The organism is Achromobacter sp. UMC71, from assembly GCF_014170305.1.
Taxonomy (GTDB): domain Bacteria; phylum Pseudomonadota; class Gammaproteobacteria; order Burkholderiales; family Burkholderiaceae_B; genus Achromobacter.
This window is the reverse complement of the sequence record NZ_LZZT01000004.1, coordinates 20,217-44,289: the sequence shown is the minus strand read 5'-3', so window position 1 is coordinate 44,289 and position 24,073 is coordinate 20,217. Positions and strand designations below refer to the sequence as shown.

The window sequence follows — 24,073 nt, the reverse complement described above, 5'->3', positions numbered from 1 at the left end:
CGCGCGAGGGCGCGGCGTCTGTGGGCCGCCGGCTGGCGGCGGCGGTCGGGCAGGGGAGGTGGCGAACGGGCCCGTCAGAGGGCCCGGGGCTGCCGGGCGGCCACGGGGCGCAAGGCCCGGCAACCGCGCGCTAGTCGTAGCGGCAGGCACGCCGACGGGCATGTCGCGGCGGACTTGTCCAGGCAACGGGCGCCCGCCCCGCATATCGCGGGACGGAGGCTGGCGGCGGACGGGCGGGCGGACATGATGTGCGGTGACCAACAGGGAAATCAGGTGAGCAAGCCAGGATGCTAGGTACACTCGATCAGACCGTCTAACGTTATCCAGGCATGAACCATCGCAAAATGGACAAATCCGCTTCCCCGTCGCCGCTTGCCAAGGCACGCAAACCGGCCGATCTGGACCTGTTCCCTTACGAATCCTCGCTGCGCCCGGTGGCCGGGCTGGCGGTGGACTACGAGGACGGCTACCGCGTGCGGCGCCACCGGCATCGCCGGTCGCAGCTGCTGTATGCGATCTCGGGCGTGATGGTGGTGGATACCGACGCCGGCATCTGGGTGGTGCCGCCGACCCGCGGCGTCTGGGTGCCGGCGTGGATGCCGCACGCCATCCGCATGAGCGGCGAGCCGCGCATGCGCACGGTCTTCGTCGAGCCGGGGGCGGTGGCGCATCTGCCGGCCGAGTGCTGCGTGCTGTCGATTTCCCCGCTGTTGCGCGAGCTGATGGTGGCGGCGGCCGAAGTGCCGCTGGACTGGAAGCCAGGCACGCGCGACGGCCGCCTGATGATGCTGCTGCTGGATGAACTGAAGCAAGAACCGGTGCTGCCGCTGCATTTGCCGCAGCCGTCCGAGCCGCGCCTGGCGCGCATCTGCCGCGCCATCGTGCGCCATCCCGAGCGCCAGGCGGGCGCGGCCGACTGGGCACGGGAGTTGGGGGTGGACCCCAAGACGGTGCATCGGCTGTTCCTGCGGCACACGGGCATGACGTTTGGCCGCTGGCGCCAGCAGGCGCGGCTGCTGGCGGCGATGGAACGATTGGCGCGCGGCGACCGGGTGCTGGATGTGGCGCTGGACCTGGGCTACGAGAGCCCGAGCGCATTCGCGGCCATGTTTCGCAAGGCCCTGGGCGAGCCGCCCAGCGCGTTCGCGGCCCGCGGCGCGGCGTCCGCCTGATGGCCATGTAACGGCCCCGGGGCGGTCTACGGGCGCCGCCGGCCGGAACCAGCGTATTATTTACCGTTTTGCCGCCCACGCTAACCGCCTGAGACAAGATCATGCCGCACTACCGTTCCCGCACTTCGACCCACGGCCGCAATATGGCCGGCGCCCGCGCCCTGTGGCGCGCCACCGGCATGAAGGACGGCGACTTCGGCAAGCCGATCATCGCGGTGGTCAACTCGTTCACGCAGTTCGTGCCGGGCCACGTGCACCTGCGCGACCTGGGCGCGCTGGTCGCCAAGGAAATCGAAGCCGCCGGCGGCGTTGCCAAGGAATTCAACACCATCGCCGTCGATGACGGTATCGCCATGGGCCACGGTGGCATGCTGTATTCGCTGCCGTCGCGCGAGCTGATCGCCGACTCGGTGGAATACATGGTCAACGCGCACTGCGCCGACGCCATGGTCTGCATCTCGAACTGCGACAAGATCACCCCGGGGATGCTGATGGCCGCGATGCGCCTGAACATCCCGGTGGTGTTCGTGTCCGGCGGCCCGATGGAGGCCGGCAAGGTCAAGTCGCCGACGGACGGCAAGGTGATCGCCAAGATCGACCTGATCGACGCGATGATCAAGGCCGCCGACCCGAAGGTGTCGGACGCGGAAGTGGCGGAAGTCGAACGCAGCGCCTGCCCGACCTGCGGCTCCTGTTCCGGCATGTTCACGGCCAATTCGATGAACTGTCTGACCGAGGCCATCGGCCTGGCGCTGCCGGGCAACGGCACGATCGTGGCCACGCACGCCTGGCGCAAGGGCCTGTTCGAGCAAGCCGGCCGCCTGGTGGTGGACCTGTGCCGCCGCTACTACGTGGAAGAAGACGAATCGGTGCTGCCGCGCAATATCGCGACCAAGGCCGCGTTCCAAAACGCGATGGCGCTGGACGTGGCGATGGGCGGTTCGACCAATACGGTGCTGCATTTGCTGGCCGCGGCGCAGGAAGCGGGCGTGGATTTCACGATGGCCGACATCGACCGCATTTCGCGCAAGGTGCCGTGCCTGTGCAAGGCGGCGCCGGCCACGGACAAGTACCACATCGAAGACGTGCACCGCGCCGGCGGCATCCTGGGCATCCTGGGTGAATTGGCGCGCGCGGATCTGCTGGACCTGTCCTGCGGCAACGTGCACAGCGGCACGCTGGGCAATGCGATCCAGCAGTGGGACGTGGCGGGCGGCGCCGGCGAAGCGGCGCAGAAGTTCTACCGCGCGGCGCCGGGCGGCATCCCGACGACGGTGGCGTTCAGCCAGGACGCGACGTTCCTGACGCTGGATACGGACCGCAAGACGGGCTGCATCCGCAGCAAGGAAAACGCCTACTCGAAGGACGGCGGCCTGGCAGTGCTGTACGGCAACCTGGCCGAGAAGGGCTGCATTGTGAAGACGGCGGGCGTGGACGAGTCGCAGTGGGTCTTCACGGGCCGCGCGCGGGTGTTCGAGAGCCAGGACGACGCGGTGGAAGGCATTCTGGGCGACAAGATCGTGGCGGGCGACGTGGTGGTGATCCGCTACGAAGGCCCGAAGGGCGGTCCGGGGATGCAAGAGATGCTGTACCCGACGTCCTATCTGAAGTCCAAGGGCCTGGGCAAGACGTGCGCGCTGTTTACGGACGGACGTTTCTCGGGCGGCTCGTCGGGGCTGGTGATCGGGCATGCGTCGCCGGAGGCGGCGGAAGGCGGCACGATCGGGCTGGTGGAAGATGGCGATACGATCGAGATCGATATTCCGAACCGGAAGATGCATTTGGCGGTGTCGGATGACGAACTGGCTCGGCGTCGGGCGGCGATGAATGCCCGGGAGAATGCCTGGGAGCCTGTGGATCGGGAGCGGGTGGTGTCGTTGGCGTTGCAGGCTTATGCGGCGTTGGCGACTTCTGCGGATCGGGGGGCGGTGCGGGATTTGTCGCAGTTGAAGCAGAAGCGTTGAACCTGTTTTGATGCTTGGAAGACGGCGCCTTTTTTAGGGCGCCGTTTTTTATTGTGGGTTGGGAATTTGCTTTGTTGTGGGGACTGGGTGCTTCGTAGGTCGCCCGTCTGGGCGGCGGCTTGCGCAGTGGGCGCCCACGATTGCGGTCCGGAGCGTTCGCTCCGGACTTCCCCCTCGTCATCTTCGTTGTCGCCTTTGGCGACGGCCTTCAGATTCCCTCGGGCGCATCGAGGTTGCCCACTGCGCAAGCCGCCGCCCAGACGGGCTACGTCCTTTGAGACTCGTCGCGTTGCCAGACCCGTGTTCGGGGAATGGGATCTACAGGGTCGCCAAGCCGCGGCCGCGCGGGCGGCCGCGTTTGGCATTTGGGTTGTTGACTGTGGTGGGGGTGCGCTTCGCGCGGGTGGGGAGCGGTTTTCTAGTGGTTCGCAGTCAGGGGGGAGGGGCGGTGATGGGCGGCGCGACAGGTATCGGTTTGCGCAGGCTGACCGTCTCGCGCGCCGCCCATCCGGCGCTGCGCGGTAGCGTGGAACATCGCGGTATTCGCGCCGCTCGAGCTTTGGCGATGGCTTACGTGCTGATCGTGGGCCTGCGATGTTCCAGGTGTTGGCCCTTTGCGGTGCGGGCGCTTCGGGGGCCGGATTAAGTCGTGCGGTCGCTATAGAATCTGGGGACTTGTGATCGGGAATCAAAAATGGCCCTCAATTCTGAAGCTTTACGCCTTTTTCTGGGTGTCGTCGATGCGGGTTCGATGAGTGCTGCCGCTGAAATGCTGGGGCAGACGGCTTCGGGGGTGAGTCGGGGGTTGTCGCGGTTGGAAGAGGATTTGGGGGTCGCGCTGTTGACGCGGACGACGCGGCGGATGGAGCTGACGGCCGAGGGGGCGCATTTTCTGCAGAAGGCGCGGCAGATTGTGCAGTCGTTGGAAGAGGCCGAAGAGTGCATGCGCATCGTGAATCAGCAGCCGGCGGGGCGGTTGCGGGTGGATGCGTCGGTGCCGGTCATGTTGCATTGCGTAGTGCCGCATGTGGCGGACTTTCGGCGGGAGTATCCGGCGATTTCGTTGGAGCTGACCAGCAATGACCGGATCGTCGATCTGATCGAACATCGCACGGATGTGGCGCTGCGCATGGGGCCGTTGAACGATTCGACCTTGCACGCGCGGCCATTGCGGCCTCGGCCGCGGTGGTTGATGGCGAGTCCCGAATATCTTGCGCGGCGTGGTGTTCCGCGGACCGTCGAAGATCTGGACGGGCATGAGCTGCTTGGGTTTACGCAGCCCGAAAGCCTGAACGTCTGGCCGTTGCGTCATGCGGGCGGCTCGAGTTATCTCGCGACGCCTACGCTCGCGACCTCCAGCGGGGAAACCCAGCGGCAGCTGGCGTTGCGGGGGGTGGGGATTGCGTGCCTGTCCGACTTTGTTTCCCAGGAAGACCTGGATGCGGGACGGTTGGTCAGGGTCATGGAAGACATCCACACCGACTATCTGCAGCCGATGCATGCGGTGTACTACCGCAATACGCAGCTGTCGCGGCGGATTGCGTGTTTTCTGGATTTCTTCGCCAGCCGGCTTTGAAACGGCAGTGCCAGGCGCGGTTGCGCCTGGCACTGAACACCGCGCACTTCGTGCATGCCTCGCTTTAACCGTGCAGCGCTCGTCCAAACGCGGACAACACCGATTCGTGCAGGGTTTCCGACAGGGTCGGGTGGGCGAATACGGTGTGCATCAGGTCTTCTTCGGTGGCTTCCAGAGCGGCGGCAACGCCGTAGCCGGCGATGAGTTCCGACGCCTCGGGGTGGATGATGTGCGCGCCCAGCAGTTCGCCGGTGGCGGCGTCGAACACCGTTTTCACCAGGCCCTGGTCTTCGCCCATGGCGATGGCCTTGCCGTTGCCGGCGAAGGTGAATGTGCCGACGCGGATGTCGCGGCCGGTCTGCTTGGCGTGGTCGCGGGCGCGGGCTTCGGTCATGCCGATGCTGGCGACCTGGGGATGCGAGTAGGTGCAGGCGGGGATGCGCAGCGGGTCGAGGGCGTGGACGGGTTTGCCGGCGATGGCTTGCACACACAGCACGGCTTCGTGGCTGGCTTTGTGGGCCAGCCAGGGGGCGCCCGCGACGTCGCCGATGGCGTAGACGCCGGGCTCGGCGGTGCGGCACAGGCCGTCGGTGACGATGTGGGTTTTTTCGACTTTGACGCGGGTGTGTTCCAGGCCCAGATTCTCGACGTTGCCGACAATGCCGGCAGCGACGATGACGCGTTCGACTTCCAGTTCAGTTTGCTTGCCCTGCTGGTCCAGCACCACCTTGACGCCGGCTGCGGTCAGGGTGGATGACTGGACCGCGCATTGGGTCAGCACGCGGATACCCTGCTTTTCGAAGGCCTTGCGGGCCAGCGCCGAAATCTCGGCGTCTTCCTGCGGCAGGATCTGGGCGGTCATGTCGATCAGCGTGACATCGGCGCCCACTGTGCGGTAGAAGCTGGCGAACTCGGCGCCGATGGCGCCTGCGCCCACGACCAGCAGCGACTTGGGGATGGCCGGCGGCGTGAGGGCCTGGCGGTAGGTCCAGATGCGTTCGCCGACGGGCAGGGCCTGCAGTTCGCGCGCGCGGGCGCCGGTGGCCAGGATGATGTGGCGGGCGGACAGGATGGCACCGCTGTCGAGCGTGACGCGGCCGCCGCCGGCCAGCTTGGCGTTGGCGGCGAACACCGTGACGCCGTTCTTTTTCATCAGGTGGGTCACGCCCTGGCCCAGGCGGCCGGCGACTTTGCGCGAGCGGGCCACCATGGCGGCCAGGTCGGCTTGCACATCGGCGGCGCCCGCCACGCCGTAGTGCGCGGCCTCGCGGCAGGCGCGCAGGACGGTGGCGCTGTGCAGCAGCGCCTTGGTGGGGATGCAGCCCCAGTTCAGGCAGATGCCGCCCAGCTCGGCGCGTTCGACGAGCGCGGTGGACAGGCCCAGCTGCGCCGCGCGGATGGCGGCGACGTAGCCGCCGGGGCCGCCGCCCACGACCACCAGGTCAAAGGTTGTCTTGGTCATGGCGGGGCTCACAGCAGAATACGCACGGGGTTCTCGATCAGCGCCTTGAAGGCGGCCAGCCAGCGCGCGCCGACGGCGCCGTCCACCGCGCGATGATCGGCCGACAGCGTGACAGTCATGACGGTGGCGGCGATCAGGTCGCCGTTCTCGCCGACCACGGGGCGGCGTTCGGCCGCGCCTACCGCCAGAATCGCGGCCTGGGGCGGGTTGATGATGGCGGCGAACTGCTTGATGCCATACATGCCCAGGTTGCTGACCGTGAGCGAACCGCCGGTGAATTCCTCGGGCTTCAAGCGGTTGATCTTGGCGCGTCCGGCCAGCTCCACGATTTCCGCCGCAATGGCGGACAGCGATTTGACATCGGCGTCGCGCACGATGGGCGTGACCAGGCCGCCGTCGGTGGCCACGGCCACGCTGACGTTGGCGCCCGCATGGAATTCGATGGCATCGTCATGCCAGCTGACGTTCACCTCAGGCACTTCGCGCAGCGCCAGGGCGGCGGCGCGCACGATGAAGTCGTTGACCGACAGCTTGACCGCGCCGCCGTGGTTGGCTTGCGCGCGCAGGGCCAGCAGGGCGTCCATGCGGCAATCGAGCGTCAGGTAGAAGTGCGGCACGTGCTGCTTGCTTTCGGTCAGGCGGCGGGCGATGGCGCGGCGCATGCCGGTGTGCGGTACGCGGCGAGCCGCGGCGCGGGCGGCCTGGGTGGTAGCGACAGCGGGGGCCGGGGCGCGGCCGCGCGCGGCTTCGACGTCGCGGCGCACGATGCGGCCGCGCGGGCCGGTGCCTTGCACGTCCAGCAGGTTCACATGCCATTGCGCGGCCAGGCGGCGGGCGAGCGGGCTGGCGAACAGGCGGCCGCCGGCCGTGGCGGGCGCAGCCGTTGCAGCGATTGTTGCGGCGGCCGTTGCCGCGGCGGCCGGTGCCGTGGCGGCGCCGGTCGACGCGCCCGCACTGCCTGCTTGCGCCGGCGCGGCGGCATTGTCCGCCGGCGCTGCCGCACCCGCGCCGCTTGCCACCGGCTTTGCTGCCACGCCGCCCTGTGCCAGGGCCTGCTCGATCTCGGCCGCGCCTTCGCCCGGCGCCAGCAGCACGCCGATCACCGTGTTGATCGGTACCGACGCGGCGCCGGCCGGCACCACGATGCGGCCCAGCACGCCAGCCTGCTCGGCATTGATCTCGACGATGGCTTTCTCGGTTTCGATTTCCGCCAGGGCGTCGCCGACGGCGACGGTATCGCCTTCCTGCTTGAGCCACTGATGCAGCGTGCCGCCGTCGGTGTCGGCCGCGACGGAGGGGAGTTTGATAAGGGTTGCCACGTTGTTCGTCCTATTCAGCGTGCACGGCCAGGTCGGGCCGGTAGGCCGCCGGGTCGTCGTATTCGACCAGTTCCAGCACATTGCCTTCGGGGTCGCGGAAGAACGCCAGCCAGGTGCCGGGGCGCACCTGCATCGGCGCGGGTGCGCTGTCGAAGACCACGCCGCGCGATTGCAGGCGGGCGACGGTGCCGGCCAGGTCCTTCACGATGAAGGTCAGGTAGGTCGTGCCCTGGCGGTCCAGGATGGCGGCGCCGCGCACGGCTGCTTCTGGCGCCGTGGCGGGTTGCAGCAGCTTGATGCGTTCGCCGTAGCTGGTCTGCAGACGCGCCACAGCGTAGCCGTGGCGCGTCAGGCCGGTGGCCTGGGCCTTGTCGGCCGGCACGCTGACGCGGTTCACCAGCGCCAGGCCGACCACCTCGGTGTAGAACGCCAGCATCGCGTCCAGGTCGGCGCAGCACAGGCCGACTTCCATCGGCACGGTCATCTTCAGGGTGGCGCTCATGCCCGTTCTCCCAGATCGGCCATCACATCGGCCAGGCCGGCGATCACTTCCTCGGTATCGGCAAAGGCCGCGCGTTCCAGCACCTTAGAGATGCTGGGCGAGGCTTCGCCGCCCGTCACGCGCTTGACCGGCTGGTCCAGCCAGTCGAAATAGCGGCGCTGGATCTCGTCGGCCAGCATGGCGCCGTAGGACGTGCCCCGCGCGCCTTGCTCCACGATCAGCACGTTGTTGGTCTTCTGGATGCTGGCGCCGATGGTGTCCCAGTCCAGGCTGGCGCGGTCCAGCGTGCGCAGGTCGATGACTTCGGCATCCACGCCGGCCTCTTCGGCCGCTTTCAGGGCGCGGCTGACCATCGACAGGTAGGTCAGCACCGTGACCTTGCTGCCGCTGCGGCGCACGCGCGCGCGGCCGAAGGGAATGGCGTAATCCAGGTCACCCTCGGGCACGTCGCCCGACGAGGCGTACAGATCCACATGCTCGATCACCAGCACCGGGTCCTTGGAGGCCAGCGCGGTGTTCATCAGGCCGATGTATTCGTAGGGTGTGGACGGGGCGACGATGCGCCAGCCCGGCGCGGTGGCAAACACGCCGGCCGGATCCATCGAGTGCTGCGAGCCGTAGCCCGTGCCCATTGCAACCTTGGTGCGCAGCACGAACGGCACGTCGATGTCGCCGCCGAACATGTGGCGGGCCTTGCCGATCTGGTTGAAGATCTGGTCGGCCGCGACCCACATGAAGTCGGGGTACATGAATTCCACCACCGGCTTGTAGCGGCCGTCCATGGCCAGGCCGCCGCCCAGGCCGGCGAAGGCGTTTTCGGAAATCGGCGTGCCCAGCACGCGGTCGGGGTATTTGTCCTTCAGGCCGCGGGTGGCGCCGTTGGTGCCGCCCTTCAGGCGGTGCACGTCTTCCCCCAGCACCACCACGCCCGGATCGGTTTCCATGCGGCGGTCCAGCACGTCGGCCACGGCATCCACGAACTTACGTTCGACGCGGGCGCCGGCATGGTCGTCGGTATCCTGGTAGCGCAGGCCGGCCAGCTCCGAGCCGTCGCTGCGCAGGCCCACGTCGCGGAAGTCCGGGCGCGGCCACAGGTCGGCGCGCACGCGGCGCTTGCCGCCGTCGGCGGCTTCGGTCAGGCGGCCCGTCACGTCCTTCATCACGTCCTTGCATTGCTGGCGCAGCGCATCGACCTCTGTCTGCGTGATCAGCTGGCGGCCGATCATTTCCGCGGCGATCTTGTCCAGCGGATCGCGGCGGCGCCATTGCGCTTCTTCGTCCTTGCTGCGATAGCCGAAAGCGCTGCCGGGGAAGGGGCCGTTCTGGTGGAAGAAGCGGTACACGTCCACTTCGATGATGGTCGGGCCGTTGCCGGCGCGCATGTGGGCCACGGCTTCGGACATGGCCAGGTGCACGGCCAGCGGGTCCATGCCGTCCACTTGCCAGGCGGGGATGTTGAAGGCCTGGCCGCGGGCCGACAGGCGCGGCTCGGCGGTGGATTCTTCCACCGTGGTCGACACGGCGTAGCGGTTGTTCTCGATGAAAAAGCACAGCGGCGTCTTCCACGCGGCGGTCAGGTTCATCGTTTCCAGCACCGAGCCGATGTTCACCGCGCCGTCACCGAAGTACGTCACGGCCACGCGGTCGGTGCCGGCGTGGCGGTGCGCCCAGGCGGCCCCGGCCGCCAGCGGCACGCCGCCGCCGACGATGGCATTGGTGCCCAGCGCGCCGGCTTCCAGCCAGCGCAGGTGCATGCTGCCGCCGCGGCCGCGGCAATAGCCCTGTGCCAGGCCCATGATCTCGGCCAGCGTCTTGTGCAGCACTTCGTCGATGGCGGGCGTCAGCGGGTTGCGCGGGTCCAGGCCCAGCGGCGCGACGTGTTGCAGTGCCTTGGCCAGGAACTGGTGGTGGCCGCGATGCGAGCCGTTGATCTGGTCGCCGGCGCCCAGCGCCAGCACCGAGCCGACGGCGCCGCCTTCCTGGCCCACCGACGAATGCGCCGGGCCGTGCACCAGGCCGGCGGCGGCCAGGTCCAGCACCGCCTCTTCAAAGGCGCGGATCCAGTGCAGCTGGGTCAGCATGGTGGCCAGCAGCGCGGGGTCTGCCTGCTGCCAGTCGCCGGCCTCGACCGTCAGTTGCCGCCAGGGCGCTTGCGAGCCGAGCGGTTGGTAGGTGGCCATGAGTGAATCTCCAGAAAATTAGGGGTGCGTCGATGCGGTTAGAGGTAGCTGTAGCGGCTCCAGCCGCCATCGGCCACGAGGGTGTGTCCGGTGATGTAGGCGGCCTGGCGCGATGCCAGGAAGACCGCCAGGTCGGCCATTTCGGCCGGTTGCGCCATGCGCCGCAAGGGCGTGCGCTGCTTGAGGCGTTCGGGGTCCAGGCGGCCGCGCGCGGCCAGATCGCGCACCAGGTCCGTTTCCACGTAGCCCGGCGCCAGCGCGTTGACGCGCACGCCCTGCGGGCCCCATTCGACGGCCAAGGTTTCGGTCAGCAGCACCACCGCACCCTTGGTGGCGCAATAGGCTGCGCGGTCGGGCGCCGCCACCACGCCGTACATGGACGCGAGATTGATGATGCAGCCTTCACCCTTGGGCACCATGCGGCGCCCGGCGGCCTGGGCGCACAGGAACACGCCGGTCAGATTGATGTCGACCGCGCGGCGCCACTCGTCCACGGTGACGTCCAGGGTGGGCTTGTTGGCCGAGATGCCGGCGTTGTTGACCAGCACGTCGATGCCGCCCCAGGCCTTTTCGACCTGGGCGAAGGCGCGTTCAACCGCGTCGGCGTCGGTGACCGAAGCTTGCGCGGCCAGGGATTCACCGCCGGCGGCTTGCAGGCCGGCGACGGCCTCGGCCAGCGCGGCAGGGTCCATGTCCAGCAGCGCAACGCGCGCGCCCTGACGGACGAAGGCCTGGGCCGTGGCGTAGCCGATGCCTTTGGCGCCGCCGGTGATCACCACGGTCTTGCCGCGCAGATCGGCATGGATGACGTCGGCGTGGGGGGCTTGAGAGGGATTGTCCAAATGCTTGCCTTTAACGGTGCGTGATGGATGCATGGGGTGGCGGGCGTCTGTCAGACCGCCAGCCATTCCTGTACGACGTCCTGGCGCTCGTGCAATTGCGCGGGCGGCCCTTCAAATACGATGCGGCCGTGGCCCATCACGCTGACGCGGGTCGAGACCTTCAGCGCGATGGTCAGCTTCTGCTCGACAAGCACCACCGATACGCCGCGCTGGTGGATGTCGCGAATCACGTCGGCGATCACTTCCACGATCTTGGGTGCGAGGCCTTCGGTGGGTTCGTCGATCAGCATGACCTTGGGGTTGCCCAGCAGCGAGCGGCACATGGTCAGCATCTGCTGTTCGCCGCCGGACAGGTTGCCGGCGCGGGTGTTGCGCCGTTCCTGCAGCCGCGGGAAGTAGGTGAACATCTGCTCGATCGTCCAGGCGGGCGCGTCGGCGCGGGGCGGCTGCTCGCCCATGCGCAGGTTCTCGTCCACCGTCAGGTTGGCGAAGACCTCGCGCTCTTCCGGCACGAAGCCCAGGCCGGCGCGGGCGATCTCGAAGGGCCGCTTGTTGGTGATGTCGCGGCCCTCGACGGCGATGCGGCCCGCCGTCACGTCCACCAGGCCCATAATGCTTTTCATGGTGGTGGACCGGCCGGCGCCGTTGCGGCCCAGCAGGCTGACCACTTCGCCGCGATTCACCGTCAGGTCGATGCCGTGCAGGATGTGGCTCTTGCCGTAGTGGGCATGCACGCCTTGCAGGGCCAAGAGGGGGGATTGCATGCTCATACCGTTTCCTCTCCCAGGTAGGCTTCGCGCACGCGGGCGTCGCCGCGGATCTCGGCCGGCGTGCCGGTGGCCAGGATTTCGCCATAGACCAGCACGCTGATGCGGTCGGCCAGCGAAAATACGACCTGCATGTCGTGTTCGACGATCAGCAGCGTGCAGTCGCGCGTCACGTCCTTGATGAGTTCGACCGTGTAGTCGACCTCGTGCTGCGACATGCCGGCCATGGGTTCGTCCAGCAGGATGACCTTGGGACGCGAGGCCAGCGTCATGCCGATTTCCAGTGAGCGCTGCTCGGAGTAGTTCAGGTCGCCCGCCGCGGTGTGCTGCTTGGACGTCAGGCGCACCTTTTCCAGCAGCTGGTCGACGTTCTCGTTGACCGCGCGGTGGCGGGCGATGGGGCGCCAGAAGTTGTAGACCAGGCCGTGCATGCGCAGCACCGCCAGGCGCAGGTTTTCGCGCACCGACAGGCGCGGGAACACGTTGGTGATCTGGAACGAACGCGCCAGGCCCAGGCGGTTGATCTGCTCCGGCGGCAGGCCGCCGATGGCGCGCGAACGCAGGCTGATGTCGCCCGAGGTCGGCGCGAACGAGCCCGACATCAGGTGGAACAGCGTGGACTTGCCCGCGCCGTTGGGGCCGATGACGGCGTGGCGTTCGCCGGCTTCGACCTGCAGGTTCACGCCGCGGATGATCTGCGCGTCGCCGAACGATTTGCGCACATCGGAAAGGGTCAGGATCTCGTGGCTCATTTCGCGGCCTCCAGCAAGGGCGCCGCATCGGCGCCGCTGCGCCACAAGGCCAGGGCCCAGCGGCAGGCGGCCAGACCCGCGGCGAACAACGCCAGCGGCACCAGCCAGGTGGACAGCGCCAGCGGCGCCCAGTCGCGGCCGAACAGCGCGATGGCGGGCCAGCCGGCATCGGGGTTCATCGCCAGCAGCGCGCGGTAGTCGCGGGCGAACATGCGTTGCAGCAGTTCCACGGCGAAGACCGTGCCGCCCGTCAACAGCAGGCCGCTGGCCACCGTCACCGCAGCGCGCGGCAGCCAGTCGGCCAGCCCGCGTTCGCGCAGCGACTTGGCCGCGCGTTGCACCAGTCCCACCAGGCCGTCCGGCACGAACAGCATCACCAGCACGAACAGAATGCCCTGGTACAGCAGCCACGAACGGGTGATGTCGGCCAGCGTCTGCGACAGGAAGGTCAGGATGGACGCACCCAGCACCGGTCCCAGGAAGGCGTTGACGCCGCCGATGTAGGCGAACAGCACGGCATCGGTGGACAGCTTGACCTCGAACAGCACGTAGTTGCCGGCTTCGATGTTCAGGGCCTGCAGGCCGCCGGCGATGCCGGCGAACATGGCCGACAGCGCGAACACCATGGTCTTGAGCGTGTGCGGCCGGTAGCCCAGATAGCGCAGACGGTTGGCGTTTTCGCGCAGGCCCAGCGTCAGCCGGCCCAGCGGCGTGCGGGTCAGGCCGTACAGCGCCGCCAGCGACACCAGTACCCAGGCCAGTACAAGGAAGTACACCTCGATGTCCGAACCGAAGGAAAAACCCCAGGCGGGCATGCGCATCGCCGACACGCCGGCCTCGCCGCCGAACACGCCCTTCAGGTGCGGCGCCAGCGCGTGCAGCAGCTCGGCCAGCGCCAGCGTGATCATCGAAAAATACACGCCAGACCGCATGGTGGCGAACCAGCCCGCGACCAGCCCGAACAGCAGGCCGGCCACGCCGCCTGCCAGCGGCATCAGCGGCGTGGGCAACAGGCCCGCGCCGCCCAGCGCGTTCATGGCATGGATGGTGGCGAAGGTGCCCACGCCAAAATACGCGGCATGGCCAAAGGACAGCATGCCGCCCTGGCCCGCCAGCAGATTGAAGGCGCAGGCGAACAGGGCCGCGATCAGCATCTGCACCGCCGCGACCAGTTGTCCGGCCGGCAGCAGCCAGGGCAGGGCGCACAGCGCGGCCACGCAGGCCACGAGCAGCAGCGCGGCCGAGACGCGGCCGGTAGCGTTTACGGGGCGGTTCATGCTTGCTCTCCCTTCAGGCCCGACGGCTTGACCAGCAGCACCACCAGCATCAGCAGGAAGGGCAGCGTGGCGGCCAGGCTGGAAATCTTCACCGTCATCAGGCCGCCCACGCTTTCGGCCCACTCGCCGGCGCCGAACAGGCCGAACAACGTCGCCAGGCTGGCGTCGATGCCGACCGAGAACGAGCTGATCAGGCCGATCAGCAGCGACGCGATCATGGCGCCGCCCAGCGACCCCAGGCCGCCCACCACGACCACCACGAACACCAGCACGCCCAGTTCCAGCGCCATGTTCGGATTGGTGGTGTAGAACGCGCCGGCCACCGCGCCGGCCAGCCCGGCCATGGCCGCGCCCACGCCGAACACGCTCATGAATACCAGCGGCACGTTGTGGCCCAGGGCTTCGGCCATGCGCGGCCGGTAGATCGCCGAGCGCACTACGATGCCCACGCGGGTACGGGACAGCAGCAGGTAGATCACCGCGAACATCGCCAGGGATACGCCGCCCATCAACAAACGATAGAAGGGGTAGTCGGCGTCAAACACGCGGAACGCGGCGAAGTTCAGGAACGGCGGCACGCGGTAGTCGACCGGGAAGTCGCCGTAGAACAATTTGATGAGCTCGGCGACGATGAACGCCAGGCCGAAGGTCACTAGCAGTTCCTGCGCGTGGCCGAACTTGTGCACGCGGCGCAGGAAGTAACGTTCCACCCCCATGCCCAGCACGCCGGAGATGACCGTGGCCAGCGCCAACGCAGTCCAGAACCCGGTCACGGGCGCCAGGGTGTAGGCGGCGTACGCGCCTATCATGTAGAACGAGGCGTGCGCGAAGTTGAGCACGCCCATCATGCCGAAGATCAGCGTCAGGCCCGCCGACACCATGAAAAGTAGCAGGCCGTAGATCACGCCGTTCAACAGCGAGACCGTAAAGTATTCCATGTCCGCTCCAAAATCCTTGCGCGCAGGCGCCGGGCGCCTGGCGATCCATCACGCTCTGTTTTTTCCGGCCCCGCGCCGGCGAGCGCTGTTGTGATGCCGCCGCGGGCAGCAAGGCCCGCGGCGGGGTCCATCAGTCCGGGCGAACCATCTTGCAAGTGGCCTGTACCGGCGCGGACACGTCCGCGGCCGTCAGCACCTTGACCGGCTCGAAGCCCATGTCGGTGCCGTCGGCCTTGTACTTGGCGCTCTTGCTGACTTTGGACACCACCATCGGCAGCTGCACCTGGTGGTCTTCGGCACGCATCGTGTAGGTGCCCAGCGGCGAGGTGTAGGTCACCTTTTCCAGCGCGCGGGCCAGGTCCGGCACTGACAGCTTGCCGTCCTTGGGCGGGACCTGCTTGAGCGCTTCGCCCAGGAAGGTGATGCCGATGACGGTCTGCGGCTCGGTGTAGCTGGGGTAGTGGCCGGTCTTGGCCTTGTAGTCCTCGGCGAACTTGGCGCCGTCTTCACCCGCGGCCTCGATGTTGTACGGGTGCGCGATGTAGTGGCCCAGCGCCACCTCGCCGGCGTTGGCCAGGTTGCCCACCTGGTCCAGGAACACCGTGGCAAAGCGCACCTTCAGGCCGGCCGATTGCGTGGCCTTCATCAGCAACAGCAGGTCGTTGGACCAGTTGCCGGTGATGACGGTGTCGGGGTTGGTCGCGCGGATTCGGGCCACGTAGGGCGCGAAGTCCTGGATCTTGTTGACCTCGTGCAGCGTCTTGCCCACCACGTCATAGCCGTACTGCCTGGCGAAGCGCTCGGTGGCGCCTTCCATGTCCTGGCCCCAGGAGTAGTTCTGGTTGATGGCGTACACGCGCTTGCCCAGCGTGCCGTCGGCCGACATGACCGAGGCCAGCGCCTTCACGCGCAGGTCGGCGTTGGTGGTGAAGCGGAAATGATAGAAGTGGCACTTCTGGCCGGTCAGTTCCAGGGCTTCGCCGCCCACGTTCAGGAACACGACTTCCTTGCCCGGGTTGCGCAGGTTGTGCTTGCGCACGTCTTCGGTGAGCTGGCCGGAGATCGCCGACGACGACCCTTGCACCAGGATCTGCACGCCTTCGGCGGCCGCGGCGCGGAAGCGGTCGGACGCGCCCACCGGGCCGCCCTGGTTGTCGAATTCGACCAGTTCCAGCGGTTGGCCATTCCAGCCGCCGGCCGCGTTGATGCGGTCCAGTTCGTACTTGACCGCGGCGCGGAACATCAGGCCGGTCGAGGCCTGCGGGCCCGACAGCGTTTCGATCAGGCCTATCTTGACGGGCGCGGCCTGCGCCGATGCGGCAATGCCGGCCAGGCATAGCAGGCCGGTGGTGAAAGCCAATTTCATGCGTGTCTCCTCCGTGGGACGGGAGTGTGGGGTCCGTGAATCGATCAAGCTGCTTGATGCGGCTCTTGTATGCCCAGGAAGCGGGCAATTTCGGTGATCTGGCCTTCCAGCATGTACAGGCCGGGATGGATGCGGCAGCCGTGTGCGGCGGCGGCGCGCAGCAGCGGCGTGTCGACGCGGCTCATCACGGCGTCGGCCACCACGGCGCCGGGCGCCAGGGCGTCCAGCTGGAAGGGCAGGGGATCGGTGTCGGCCAGGCCCAGCGAGGTCGCATTGATCGCGATGTCACAGGAGTCGGGGCGGGAGCCGGCGATATGGATGGCCAGCGCGGGGTAATGCCGCGCCAGGCGTTCGGCAAAGGCCTCGGCCTTGGCCGCAGAACGATTGTAGAGCGACAGGCTGGCCGGGCCAGCGTCGGCGATGGCACAGGCGATGGCCTTGCCCGCGCCGCCCAGGCCCGCCAGGTAGACATCGCGGCCGGCCGGATCGTGGCCCTGGCTGCGCAGGCCGGCCACGAAGCCCAGGCCGTCGAAGTTGCCGCCGGTCAGGCAGCCGTCTTGCAGGCGCACGGCATTGACCGCGCCGATCAGCTGCGCGGCCGGGGTGAGCGCGTCGCACAGGGCGGCGGCGCTTTCCTTGTGGGGCACGGTGACGACGATGCCGCCCAGGTTCGCCAGGCCGCGCAGGCCCGCGAACAGCCCGGGCAGGCCGGCGGCGGCCACGTGGAAGGGGACCATCACGCCGTCCACGGCGCGCTCGCGCAGCAGGGCGTTGAGCCGCTGGGGCGTCCTGACGTGAGCGATCGGGTCCGCCGCAATCGCGAATACGGTAGTGCTGCCGGTGATGTCCACCTGGTTGTCCCCTGCCTGTCCTGCGGCCCGTGGCCGTGCTTTTTGCTGACGCCCTTGCCTGAAAGCGCCAGTTGATTTACGCTTTCAATACAAGTTGTCAGTCAACTTTATTAAGTTGTCAGATAAATAATAGGTCAAGCGTTTTTCCCGTGTCAAGCAACGGATTTGGCGGTTCAATCGAATCCACGGCAGCGCCCGGAAGCGGGCGCGGATCGCTTGGATACAGTTTTGGAGACAGGATGATTTCGTTCGAAGGACAGGTAGTGGCCATCACCGGCGCCGGCAATGGCATCGGTCTGGCGACCGCGCGGCTGATGTCCGCCCATGGCGCCCGGCTGGTGCTGACCGATATCGACAAGGCGCGCCTGGACGAGGTGGCGGCCGAACTGGACGCCAGCGGCCAGCGGGTCTACACCCATGCGCTGGACGTGGCCGCCTCGGCCGATTGCGACCGGGTGCTGGAACGCGCCGCCCAGCATTTCGGCGGGCTGGATCACCTGGTGCATTGCGCCGGCATCTACCCCGAGCAACTGGTCAAGGACACCAGCGACGAGGCCTGGAAGAAGTTGATGGGCGTGAATCTGGATGGCACCTTCTACGTGTGCCGCGCCGCCCAGCGCCACCTGCGCCAGAACGGCTCGATCGTGCTGCTGACCTCGCTGGCCGCGCAGCGCGGCAGCTACGCCCACGCCGCCTATTCGGCGTCCAAAGGCGCGGTGCAGAGCTTCACCCGCAGCCTGGCGCTGGAACTGGCGCCGCTGATCCGCGTGAACGCGGTGGCGCCTGGCATCATCGCCACGTCCATGACCCACGACCTGATCGGCCAGAAGGGCGCGCAACTGCTGGAAAGCACCCCGCTGCGGCGCTTTGGCACCGCCGACGAAATCGCCGGCGCCATCGCCTTCCTGTGCTCGCCGTTGGCAGGCTTTGTCACCGGCGAAGTCATGCAGGTCAACGGCGGCATCTATATCGCGTAAAGTCTGGAACGGCCGTGCCCTTGAATCCGGCAAAATCCTAAAATCTTCAAGGGCGTGGCCGTGGTGAAACGTCGAAAACTCCTATAACCCAAGGTCGCCGCCCCGCGAGCCGCCTTACGTTTTAATGATTCCCATGCAGCCCATTTCCGAACAGGACAAGCGGGATTCCGACCCGCAACGCGCCGCACCCAAGCATTCGCTGTCCGCCGGCGTGGCCGACGCGTTGGCCGAGCAGATCCGCCAAGGCGCGCTGGCGCCGGGCGACCGCCTGCCCACCGAAAAGCAGCTGACCGAGATCTACGCCGTCAGCCGCGCCGTCGTGCGCGAAGCGCTGGCGCGCTTGAAATCCGAAGGCCTGATCACGTCGCAGCAGGGCAGCGGCGTGTTCGTCGATCCCAACTTCCAGCGCAACGCCTTTCGCATCGCCGCGCCCACCCCGGGCGACAGCCAGGACCTGGAACACATCCTGGAGCTGATGCTGTCCATCGAGGTCACCGCCGCGCGCTATGCCGCGCAGCGCCGCAGCGATGCCGATTTGAAGAAAATGCGCCAGGCGCTGGTCGGCATGGAATATGCGCTGATCAACGACAAGCTGGGCGACGAAGAGGACTACCAGTTCCACCAGTCCATCGTGCAGGCGACCCACAACCCGCACCTGGTGGCGCTGAACGACTACCTGGAAGCCAATGTGCGCCGCGTCATCCGCAGCGCGCGCAATAACACGGCGCGCAGGTATGCCGAGCGCATGGCGGCCGTGCAGAGCGAACACCAGGCGATCTTCGCCGCCATCGAAGGCGGCGACCCCGATGCCGCCGGCCGGGCGGCCGAGCAGCACCTGCGCAACGCCGCCGACCGGCTGCGGCTGTTCCAGGCGGAACGGCCAGCGCCGGTGTAGATATTCAAGCGAACGTCTGTTCCATTTCGCGGCGGAACTGCACCGCTTGCGATCGGTCGTCGTATTCAACGTCGCTCCAGCGGATCGCCTGCGATTGCCGCACGGCGTGCTTGAGCTTGACCTGGTGCGACAGCCCCAGCGGCAAGTAGCCTTCTTCCACCGAGTCGCGCGCCGGCATCAGGCGGCCATACACCGTATAGCCGCCTTCGCCATCCAGCAGCTGGCCGGCCTGCAAGTCGCGCTTGGCCGTGGCCACCACGTCGCCGTGCCAGCCGGCCGGCGCGCCGGTGGGCTCGCGCCGCAAACCCACGCTGGCCACGCTGATGCCCAGTTCCAGCCCGATCAGGTGATAAGGCTTGTACATGGCCGTGTAGTTGCCGCCCGGGTCCGTGACCAGGCCGTATTCCTTGAAGCAGCGGCGCACGTAATCGCTATCGGCCGCCAGCGTCACATACACGCCCCAACGCAAGTCGCGGAACACCGGCCGCCCGTCGCGCTCCAGCGAGGAAATCACCTCGACCTGCCCGCGGTGATGCAGAATGCCGCCGTCGTCGCGCGGGCGCAGCACCCGTGCCAGATCGTCCACCCCGCAAGGCGGGAAATGCAGTCCGGACGGCGAGGGCAGCAGCCCCGTGGCATTGGACACCGCCGCCATCTCGATGGCGCTCTTGGTGCCATCCAGGAAGCTGTTGAACATCTGCGCGTTGAAGTCGCCGGCCGCCACCATTTCGGCGGTGAAACCGTAATATGGCCAGACCGTGTCCGGCGTGGAGGTATGGAATTCGGGCAGGTACTTGGTGCCCTTGCCCGCCGCCATGACCTCGAAACCGCAGGCGCGCGCCCAATCCACCATTTCGCAGATCAGCGCGGGCTGGTCGCCGTAGGCCAGCGAATAGACAATGCCCGCCTCGCGCGCCCGGCGCGCCAGCAAGGGCCCGGCCAGCGCGTCGGCTTCGACGTTGACCATGATGATGTGCTTACCGTATTCGCAGCAGGCCAGCACGTGGCCGATGCCCGCGGCCGCCTGGCCGGTGGCGTCGATGACGATATCGACATCGGGACTGGCGATGACTGCGTACGGGTCGTCGCTGAAATAGACCTTGCCGTTCTTGAGCGCATCATTGACGCTGGCGGCATTGAGCGCCGCCGCCGGCCACCCCACCCGTGTCAGCGCCGCGCGGGCCCGGTCGGGCATCAGATCGGCCACCGCCACCAGGCGCATGCCCGGCGTGCGCGGAGCCTGGCTCATGAACATCGCGCCGAACTTTCCGGCGCCCAACAGCGCAACGCGCAAGGGCTTGTGGTCGGCTTCTCGCTGCTTGAGCAGACGGTGCAGATTCATGGTGCAGGCTCCTCCAGGAAATGGGGATACAGCACCACAGGATAGTCCTAAAACACGCCGCCTGAACAGGGCAGGGCAACGGCGCCGACGGGCCTCATCCGAAGGGATCGCCGGCTCGTCATCCGGGCGTCACTCATCCGCCGTATAGAGCTCCCCGGCCAGTACGTTGCGCCAGTTGCCCCAGGTGATGCGTGGCCGGTCGCTTACCCCGCGGTTGTAGGGGGCATCAAACAGGATGTGCTTCCAGCGCGGCTTGACCGCGCCTTGTATCAACGGCTTGTCGTCTATCAACAGATTGCCGTACACCAGCGTCTTGTCCTTGGTCAGCACCAGCCGGTTGGTTGCCTCGCGTCCCAGGTGTTTTTCCACCCACAGATACTTCTCGGCCACGCAGTTCTCGAACTGCGACAGCGGCGAGGTGCAGATGCGCACGTCCATGCCCAGCGCCAGCAGTTCCTTCACCGCATCCAGCGCACCCGGCACCGGCGGCAGGTTGCGGATGAAGCCCGGCGCGGTATAGATCGCCTCGGCCATGCCGCGCAGTTCGGGCGCGTAGTCTTCGCGGATGTAGAACGACTTGCGATCTTCAAACGCCACCGGCGCGATATCCGGGTGGCGCGCCCGCCAGGCATCGATGAAGGCGTGTTCGAAGTCGGCCAGCACGCCGTCTTGGTCGAGCAGGATGATCATGGAAGTCCTAAGTCATTGCGACGCGCTCGATTGTGCCAGAGCGGCGAAAGAACCCTCAGTCCGGGCTGGCTCGCGGCCCTAGACCGGCTGCGGCCGCGATTGCGCCACGACCCGATAGCGGCTGCCGCCGGTAGAAGATTCCGACGCCACCAATACCATGCGGTCATAGCGCCAGGTCAGCGGGGGCGGGTCGGCCGCCGGCGGATCGTTGCGTTCGATGTTGCGCAGCAGCGTCACGTGCGGCCGGAATGGCTGGGCGGGCGGCATCACGCCAAATGCGGACAGCCAGAGCCACAGCCCGTCATGGGTGGCCTGCAGCAGGTCGGGCACCTGGCTGGGGCCGGCCCACAGGATGCGTTGACGGGCGAAGACGCCATATCGATCCAATGTGACCGCGCCCGGGATCAGGCGGTGAAACGGCGTGGCGTCGATCAGTTCGTCGGCGATCTCTTGCTCCACGGAACCCAGGAAGGCCAGGGTCATGTGGAGGGTTTCCGTGCGCATGACGCGGCCGTGGGCGTGTGTGCGGGCCTGATCGGCCCAGGTGGCGAGGTGGGTCGCCAACGGGGCGTCTGGCCAGAGGGCGTAGAAGAGGCGGATGGTCGGCATGGGGGGATTGTAGTTCTGCCGAAAAATTCGGCAGCAAAGACGATCGATTCCTAGGAAATCGTCGCTGCCAGGTAACTCCGCTCGGCTCCAATTCGACTATTCCTTCCTGAACGGAGACAGTCGAAAATGAGAGCCGATCATCCCGCCACGCCAGTCCTGGCCCGCACATCAACGGATCTGGGGCGACGCAGGAGCTGCCGTGTCGCTCCCTGGGGGCGGATGGCCGCCGTGGCCATGCTGTCGCTCGCCTTGTCCGCTTGCGGCGGCAGCGACGACTCGGACGGCGACACGCCTGGCGCCGGCGCACCCGGCACGCCTTCCGGGCCCGCGAGCCGTCATGCGCTGATCATCGATATGGATAGCGCGCTCTACGGCGCCGTGCAGAGCGGCATGGCCGCGGGCACGCTGCCGAATCTGGCCAGGCTGCAGGTGCAGCTGGCGTACAGCGGCGGGGTCGCGGGCACGCCCGGCCAACAGCCTACTCTGGACATGCCGGGCTGGGCGACGCTGCTGACTGGTACCTGGGCAAACCGGCATGGCGTGATCTCCAATGCCCCCGTGCAAGTGCTGCGCGGCGCCACGCTGTTCCAGCTGTCGAAAGCCAGGAACGCGGGCCAGAACGGCGCGGCGGTGGCTTCGGCCGAGCTGGCGCAATTGCTGGTGGCGGATCACGACGCGGGTTATCTGGACACGATGGCCGACTGTTCGCTCAATGCCTCCACCCTGGACTGTGTGTCCGGCCACGCGGTGCAGATGATCGGCGGTGGGTACCGCACGGTGGTCGCGCAGTTCCGTTCCGCCAAGGACGCCGCGGTGGACTACGGCGTGGGTTCGCCGAACTACGCGGCGACGCTGTCCAAGCTGGACCGGGCGGTGGGAGCCATGCTGGATGAGACGGCCAAGGCCGCGAACAGCCAATGGCTGATTGTCGTGACCGGCAACCATGGCTTGAGCGCCAATAGCCAGGACGACGGGCTGCCGCTGGTTCCCGAGTCCGCCACCTTCATCGGATTGAACCAGGCCAGCAATAGCGGCGCACAAGGCATCGGCGCGCCCGTGCCCGCGACGTTGGCCGATCTGTATGGATACGCCAGCATTGCGGACATTGCACCGACGGTGTTGGGGTATCTGGATGCGTTGCCCCATACCGCCCAGTACGCGCTGGATGGCGGCAGGCTGCTGGGGCCACAGCCGGTGTCCCGGCTGGCGGCTGCGGTGGCCGATAACAATTCGTCGTCGGTCAGTGTAGTGCTGACGTGGACGCCGCTGCCCGACCGTACCGTCGACGTGTTGCGGGATGGCCGCGTCATCGCATCCCGGCTGCCGGCCGGTACCGCGTCCTACACCGACAATCAGCTGACGGCGGACCTGACCGCGAAAGGCACCTATCAGTTCTCGTACACCGTCCAGGCTGGCCAAGGCGACGCCGCGGCATCGCGCGCCATCATCAGTCCGCCAGTGTCGTATGTGCCGCCGGTGCCCTTGGCGGCGACCCTGCGCAATGGCCTGGTGTCCTACTACCCCTTCAGCGCGACGCTGCCTCCCGTGGACGCGCAGGGCAACAGCACGATGGGTCCGGCTTCTCCCGATTTGCCTGCCTCGGCGGGCCTGGTGGTGCCCGGCCCGTTTGCCGGTACCCATGGCTTGCTGGTCGATACCAACTTCGTCGCGACCAGTGGCTTGGAGGGCTATCGGCTGACGCCCGCCAATGGATTCGATGTGTCCAAAGGGGCCGCGCCGCAGTTCACTATCGGCTTCTGGTTCAAGGCGCCGGAATGCGTGCCGCGCAGCAATGTCACGATTCTGGCGAACAAGAACTACGTCAGTGGCGGTAACGCGGGCGTGGCGATCGGCATGTTCTCCAGTTCAGGGAACCAGTGCGGCATCGCCTTCAACATCGGCTCGGGGGCCGGCGTGCGCGCGGACGGCCCGACCAGTCCCTACACGCAGGTCACTGTCGGCCGCTGGATTTATATCGCGTTCTCCGTCGACGGGGTCGCCAAAACCATGAACATGGTGGTGTTTGATTCCGTGACCGGCGCGACGAACCGGGTAGCAACCGGCAAATCGACCGGCGCCGTGGATATGTCAAAACTGTCGCCTTTTCCCCAATGGGGCATCGGCGAGGACGGCACCGGTACCTATCTGATGAACAAATGCGGCGCCACGCCACCCTACACGGTCGGGCAATGCACCACCGCGCCGCCCTATCAGCACATGTTCGGGGACCTGGCGATGTGGAACCGCGTGCTGACTGACAGCGAGCTTCAGTCCATTTTCCTGTCGAACAAGCCCTTGTCGACGCTGCCGCCGAACTGAAGGAAAACGCGATGACTCCCTTTTCCCTGAAGGCCTGGTTCCGCGTGCCTGGGCTAAAGCGCGCGCTTGCTGCCACCGTGGCGTGTGCCCTGATCGCGGGCTGCGGTGGTGATGACGGGGCGGACGCGGCGCAAGCCGGCGATGGCGAAGCCGCGGCGCAGGTGCCCATCGTGGCGCCGCCCTCGGGCGGCTCCTGCCCGGACGGCGGAACCGATGCGACGCAGCCCCCGCCCTTGAATTCCACGCTGGACTGCGCGCCCTGAACGCACGGTG

General features: G+C 67.4%; 21 protein-coding genes. 7 read left to right on the top strand and 14 right to left on the bottom strand.

All coding sequences use genetic code 11. The features are described 5' to 3' along the window. The first annotated feature begins 329 nt into the window (after positions 1 to 329). The 3 genes from A9974_RS00805 (at position 330) to A9974_RS00795 (ending at position 4,712) form a co-directional block, all read left to right on the top strand. Positions 330 to 1,172: a helix-turn-helix transcriptional regulator gene (locus A9974_RS00805; protein ID WP_370539558.1), complete on the top strand. Its 843-nt coding sequence runs from the start codon at positions 330 to 332 to the stop codon at positions 1,170 to 1,172. A gap of 101 nt (positions 1,173 to 1,273) precedes the next feature. Further along, complete coding sequence (ilvD, locus tag A9974_RS00800; protein ID WP_183002301.1) at positions 1,274 to 3,136, top strand: dihydroxy-acid dehydratase; 1,863 nt, start codon at positions 1,274 to 1,276, stop codon at positions 3,134 to 3,136. Between the two features lie 694 nt (positions 3,137 to 3,830). Continuing rightward, the gene (locus A9974_RS00795; RefSeq protein WP_183002300.1) at positions 3,831 to 4,712 is read left to right on the top strand and encodes a LysR family transcriptional regulator; all 882 of its coding nucleotides are present in this window, start codon (positions 3,831 to 3,833) and stop codon (positions 4,710 to 4,712) included. A 64-nt stretch (positions 4,713 to 4,776) separates the two neighbouring features. On the opposite strand, the gene lpdA is transcribed toward A9974_RS00795, so the two are convergent. From lpdA to A9974_RS00740, 11 genes are all read right to left on the bottom strand, one after another. Continuing rightward, complete coding sequence (gene lpdA, locus A9974_RS00790; protein ID WP_183002299.1) at positions 4,777 to 6,174, bottom strand: dihydrolipoyl dehydrogenase; 1,398 nt, start codon at positions 6,172 to 6,174, stop codon at positions 4,777 to 4,779. Positions 6,175 to 6,182: 8 nt separating this feature from the next. Then, positions 6,183 to 7,493: a pyruvate dehydrogenase complex dihydrolipoamide acetyltransferase gene (locus A9974_RS00785; protein ID WP_183002298.1), complete on the bottom strand. Its 1,311-nt coding sequence runs from the start codon at positions 7,491 to 7,493 to the stop codon at positions 6,183 to 6,185. 10 nt (positions 7,494 to 7,503) lie between these two features. Then, positions 7,504 to 7,995 (bottom strand): VOC family protein, encoded by a 492-nt coding sequence (locus A9974_RS00780; protein WP_183002297.1) that lies wholly within the window; start codon positions 7,993 to 7,995, stop codon positions 7,504 to 7,506. Then, positions 7,992 to 10,175 carry a thiamine pyrophosphate-dependent enzyme gene (locus A9974_RS00775; protein WP_183002296.1) on the bottom strand — a complete coding sequence of 728 codons (2,184 nt, stop codon included), beginning with the start codon at positions 10,173 to 10,175 and terminating at the stop codon, positions 7,992 to 7,994. The genes A9974_RS00780 and A9974_RS00775 overlap by 4 nt, the downstream gene beginning before the upstream one ends. Positions 10,176 to 10,213: 38 nt before the next feature. Continuing rightward, positions 10,214 to 11,017: an SDR family NAD(P)-dependent oxidoreductase gene (locus A9974_RS00770; protein ID WP_183002295.1), complete on the bottom strand. Its 804-nt coding sequence runs from the start codon at positions 11,015 to 11,017 to the stop codon at positions 10,214 to 10,216. Between the two features lie 50 nt (positions 11,018 to 11,067). Beyond that, positions 11,068 to 11,787, bottom strand: coding sequence for an ABC transporter ATP-binding protein (locus tag A9974_RS00765; protein WP_183002294.1), 720 nt, complete (start codon positions 11,785 to 11,787; stop codon positions 11,068 to 11,070). Continuing rightward, entirely contained in the window at positions 11,784 to 12,536 is a 753-nt protein-coding gene (locus tag A9974_RS00760) for an ABC transporter ATP-binding protein (protein ID WP_183002293.1), read from the bottom strand. Before A9974_RS00760 ends, A9974_RS00765 begins: the two co-directional genes overlap by 4 nt. Next, a complete protein-coding gene (locus A9974_RS00755; protein WP_183002292.1) occupies positions 12,533 to 13,813 on the bottom strand; it encodes a branched-chain amino acid ABC transporter permease in 1,281 nt (426 codons plus the stop codon). Before A9974_RS00755 ends, A9974_RS00760 begins: the two co-directional genes overlap by 4 nt. Continuing rightward, entirely contained in the window at positions 13,810 to 14,751 is a 942-nt protein-coding gene (locus A9974_RS00750) for a branched-chain amino acid ABC transporter permease (RefSeq protein WP_183002291.1), read from the bottom strand. Before A9974_RS00750 ends, A9974_RS00755 begins: the two co-directional genes overlap by 4 nt. Positions 14,752 to 14,881: 130 nt before the next feature. Next, entirely contained in the window at positions 14,882 to 16,117 is a 1,236-nt protein-coding gene (locus A9974_RS00745; RefSeq protein ID WP_183002290.1) for a branched-chain amino acid ABC transporter substrate-binding protein, read from the bottom strand. Positions 16,118 to 16,161: 44 nt separating this feature from the next. After that, complete coding sequence (locus A9974_RS00740) at positions 16,162 to 16,968, bottom strand: shikimate dehydrogenase (RefSeq protein WP_183002289.1); 807 nt, start codon at positions 16,966 to 16,968, stop codon at positions 16,162 to 16,164. A 239-nt stretch (positions 16,969 to 17,207) separates the two neighbouring features. Between A9974_RS00740 and A9974_RS00735 the strand changes: the two genes are divergently transcribed. Both A9974_RS00735 and A9974_RS00730 read left to right on the top strand, forming a co-directional pair. Continuing rightward, on the top strand, positions 17,208 to 17,945 hold the full coding sequence (locus A9974_RS00735; protein WP_183002288.1) for an SDR family NAD(P)-dependent oxidoreductase: 738 nt from the start codon (positions 17,208 to 17,210) through the stop codon (positions 17,943 to 17,945). Positions 17,946 to 18,078: 133 nt separating this feature from the next. Further along, positions 18,079 to 18,840, top strand: a complete 762-nt coding sequence (locus A9974_RS00730) for a FadR/GntR family transcriptional regulator (protein ID WP_183002287.1) — start codon at positions 18,079 to 18,081, stop codon at positions 18,838 to 18,840. 4 nt (positions 18,841 to 18,844) lie between these two features. Here the strand turns inward: A9974_RS00730 and A9974_RS00725 are convergent, their stop codons facing one another. The 3 genes from A9974_RS00725 to thpR form a co-directional block, all read right to left on the bottom strand. Then, complete coding sequence (locus tag A9974_RS00725) at positions 18,845 to 20,182, bottom strand: NAD(P)H-dependent oxidoreductase (RefSeq protein WP_183002286.1); 1,338 nt, start codon at positions 20,180 to 20,182, stop codon at positions 18,845 to 18,847. 129 nt (positions 20,183 to 20,311) lie between these two features. Further along, positions 20,312 to 20,872, bottom strand: a complete 561-nt coding sequence (locus tag A9974_RS00720; protein WP_183002285.1) for a 5'-3'-deoxyribonucleotidase — start codon at positions 20,870 to 20,872, stop codon at positions 20,312 to 20,314. A gap of 78 nt (positions 20,873 to 20,950) precedes the next feature. Then, a complete protein-coding gene (gene thpR, locus A9974_RS00715) occupies positions 20,951 to 21,481 on the bottom strand; it encodes an RNA 2',3'-cyclic phosphodiesterase (protein WP_183002284.1) in 531 nt (176 codons plus the stop codon). Between the two features lie 234 nt (positions 21,482 to 21,715). Between thpR and A9974_RS00710 the strand changes: the two genes are divergently transcribed. Further along, positions 21,716 to 23,800: a hypothetical protein gene (locus tag A9974_RS00710; RefSeq protein WP_183002283.1), complete on the top strand. Its 2,085-nt coding sequence runs from the start codon at positions 21,716 to 21,718 to the stop codon at positions 23,798 to 23,800. A gap of 11 nt (positions 23,801 to 23,811) precedes the next feature. Continuing rightward, positions 23,812 to 24,063, top strand: coding sequence for a hypothetical protein (locus A9974_RS00705; protein ID WP_183002282.1), 252 nt, complete (start codon positions 23,812 to 23,814; stop codon positions 24,061 to 24,063). The last annotated feature ends 10 nt before the right edge of the window (positions 24,064 to 24,073 follow it).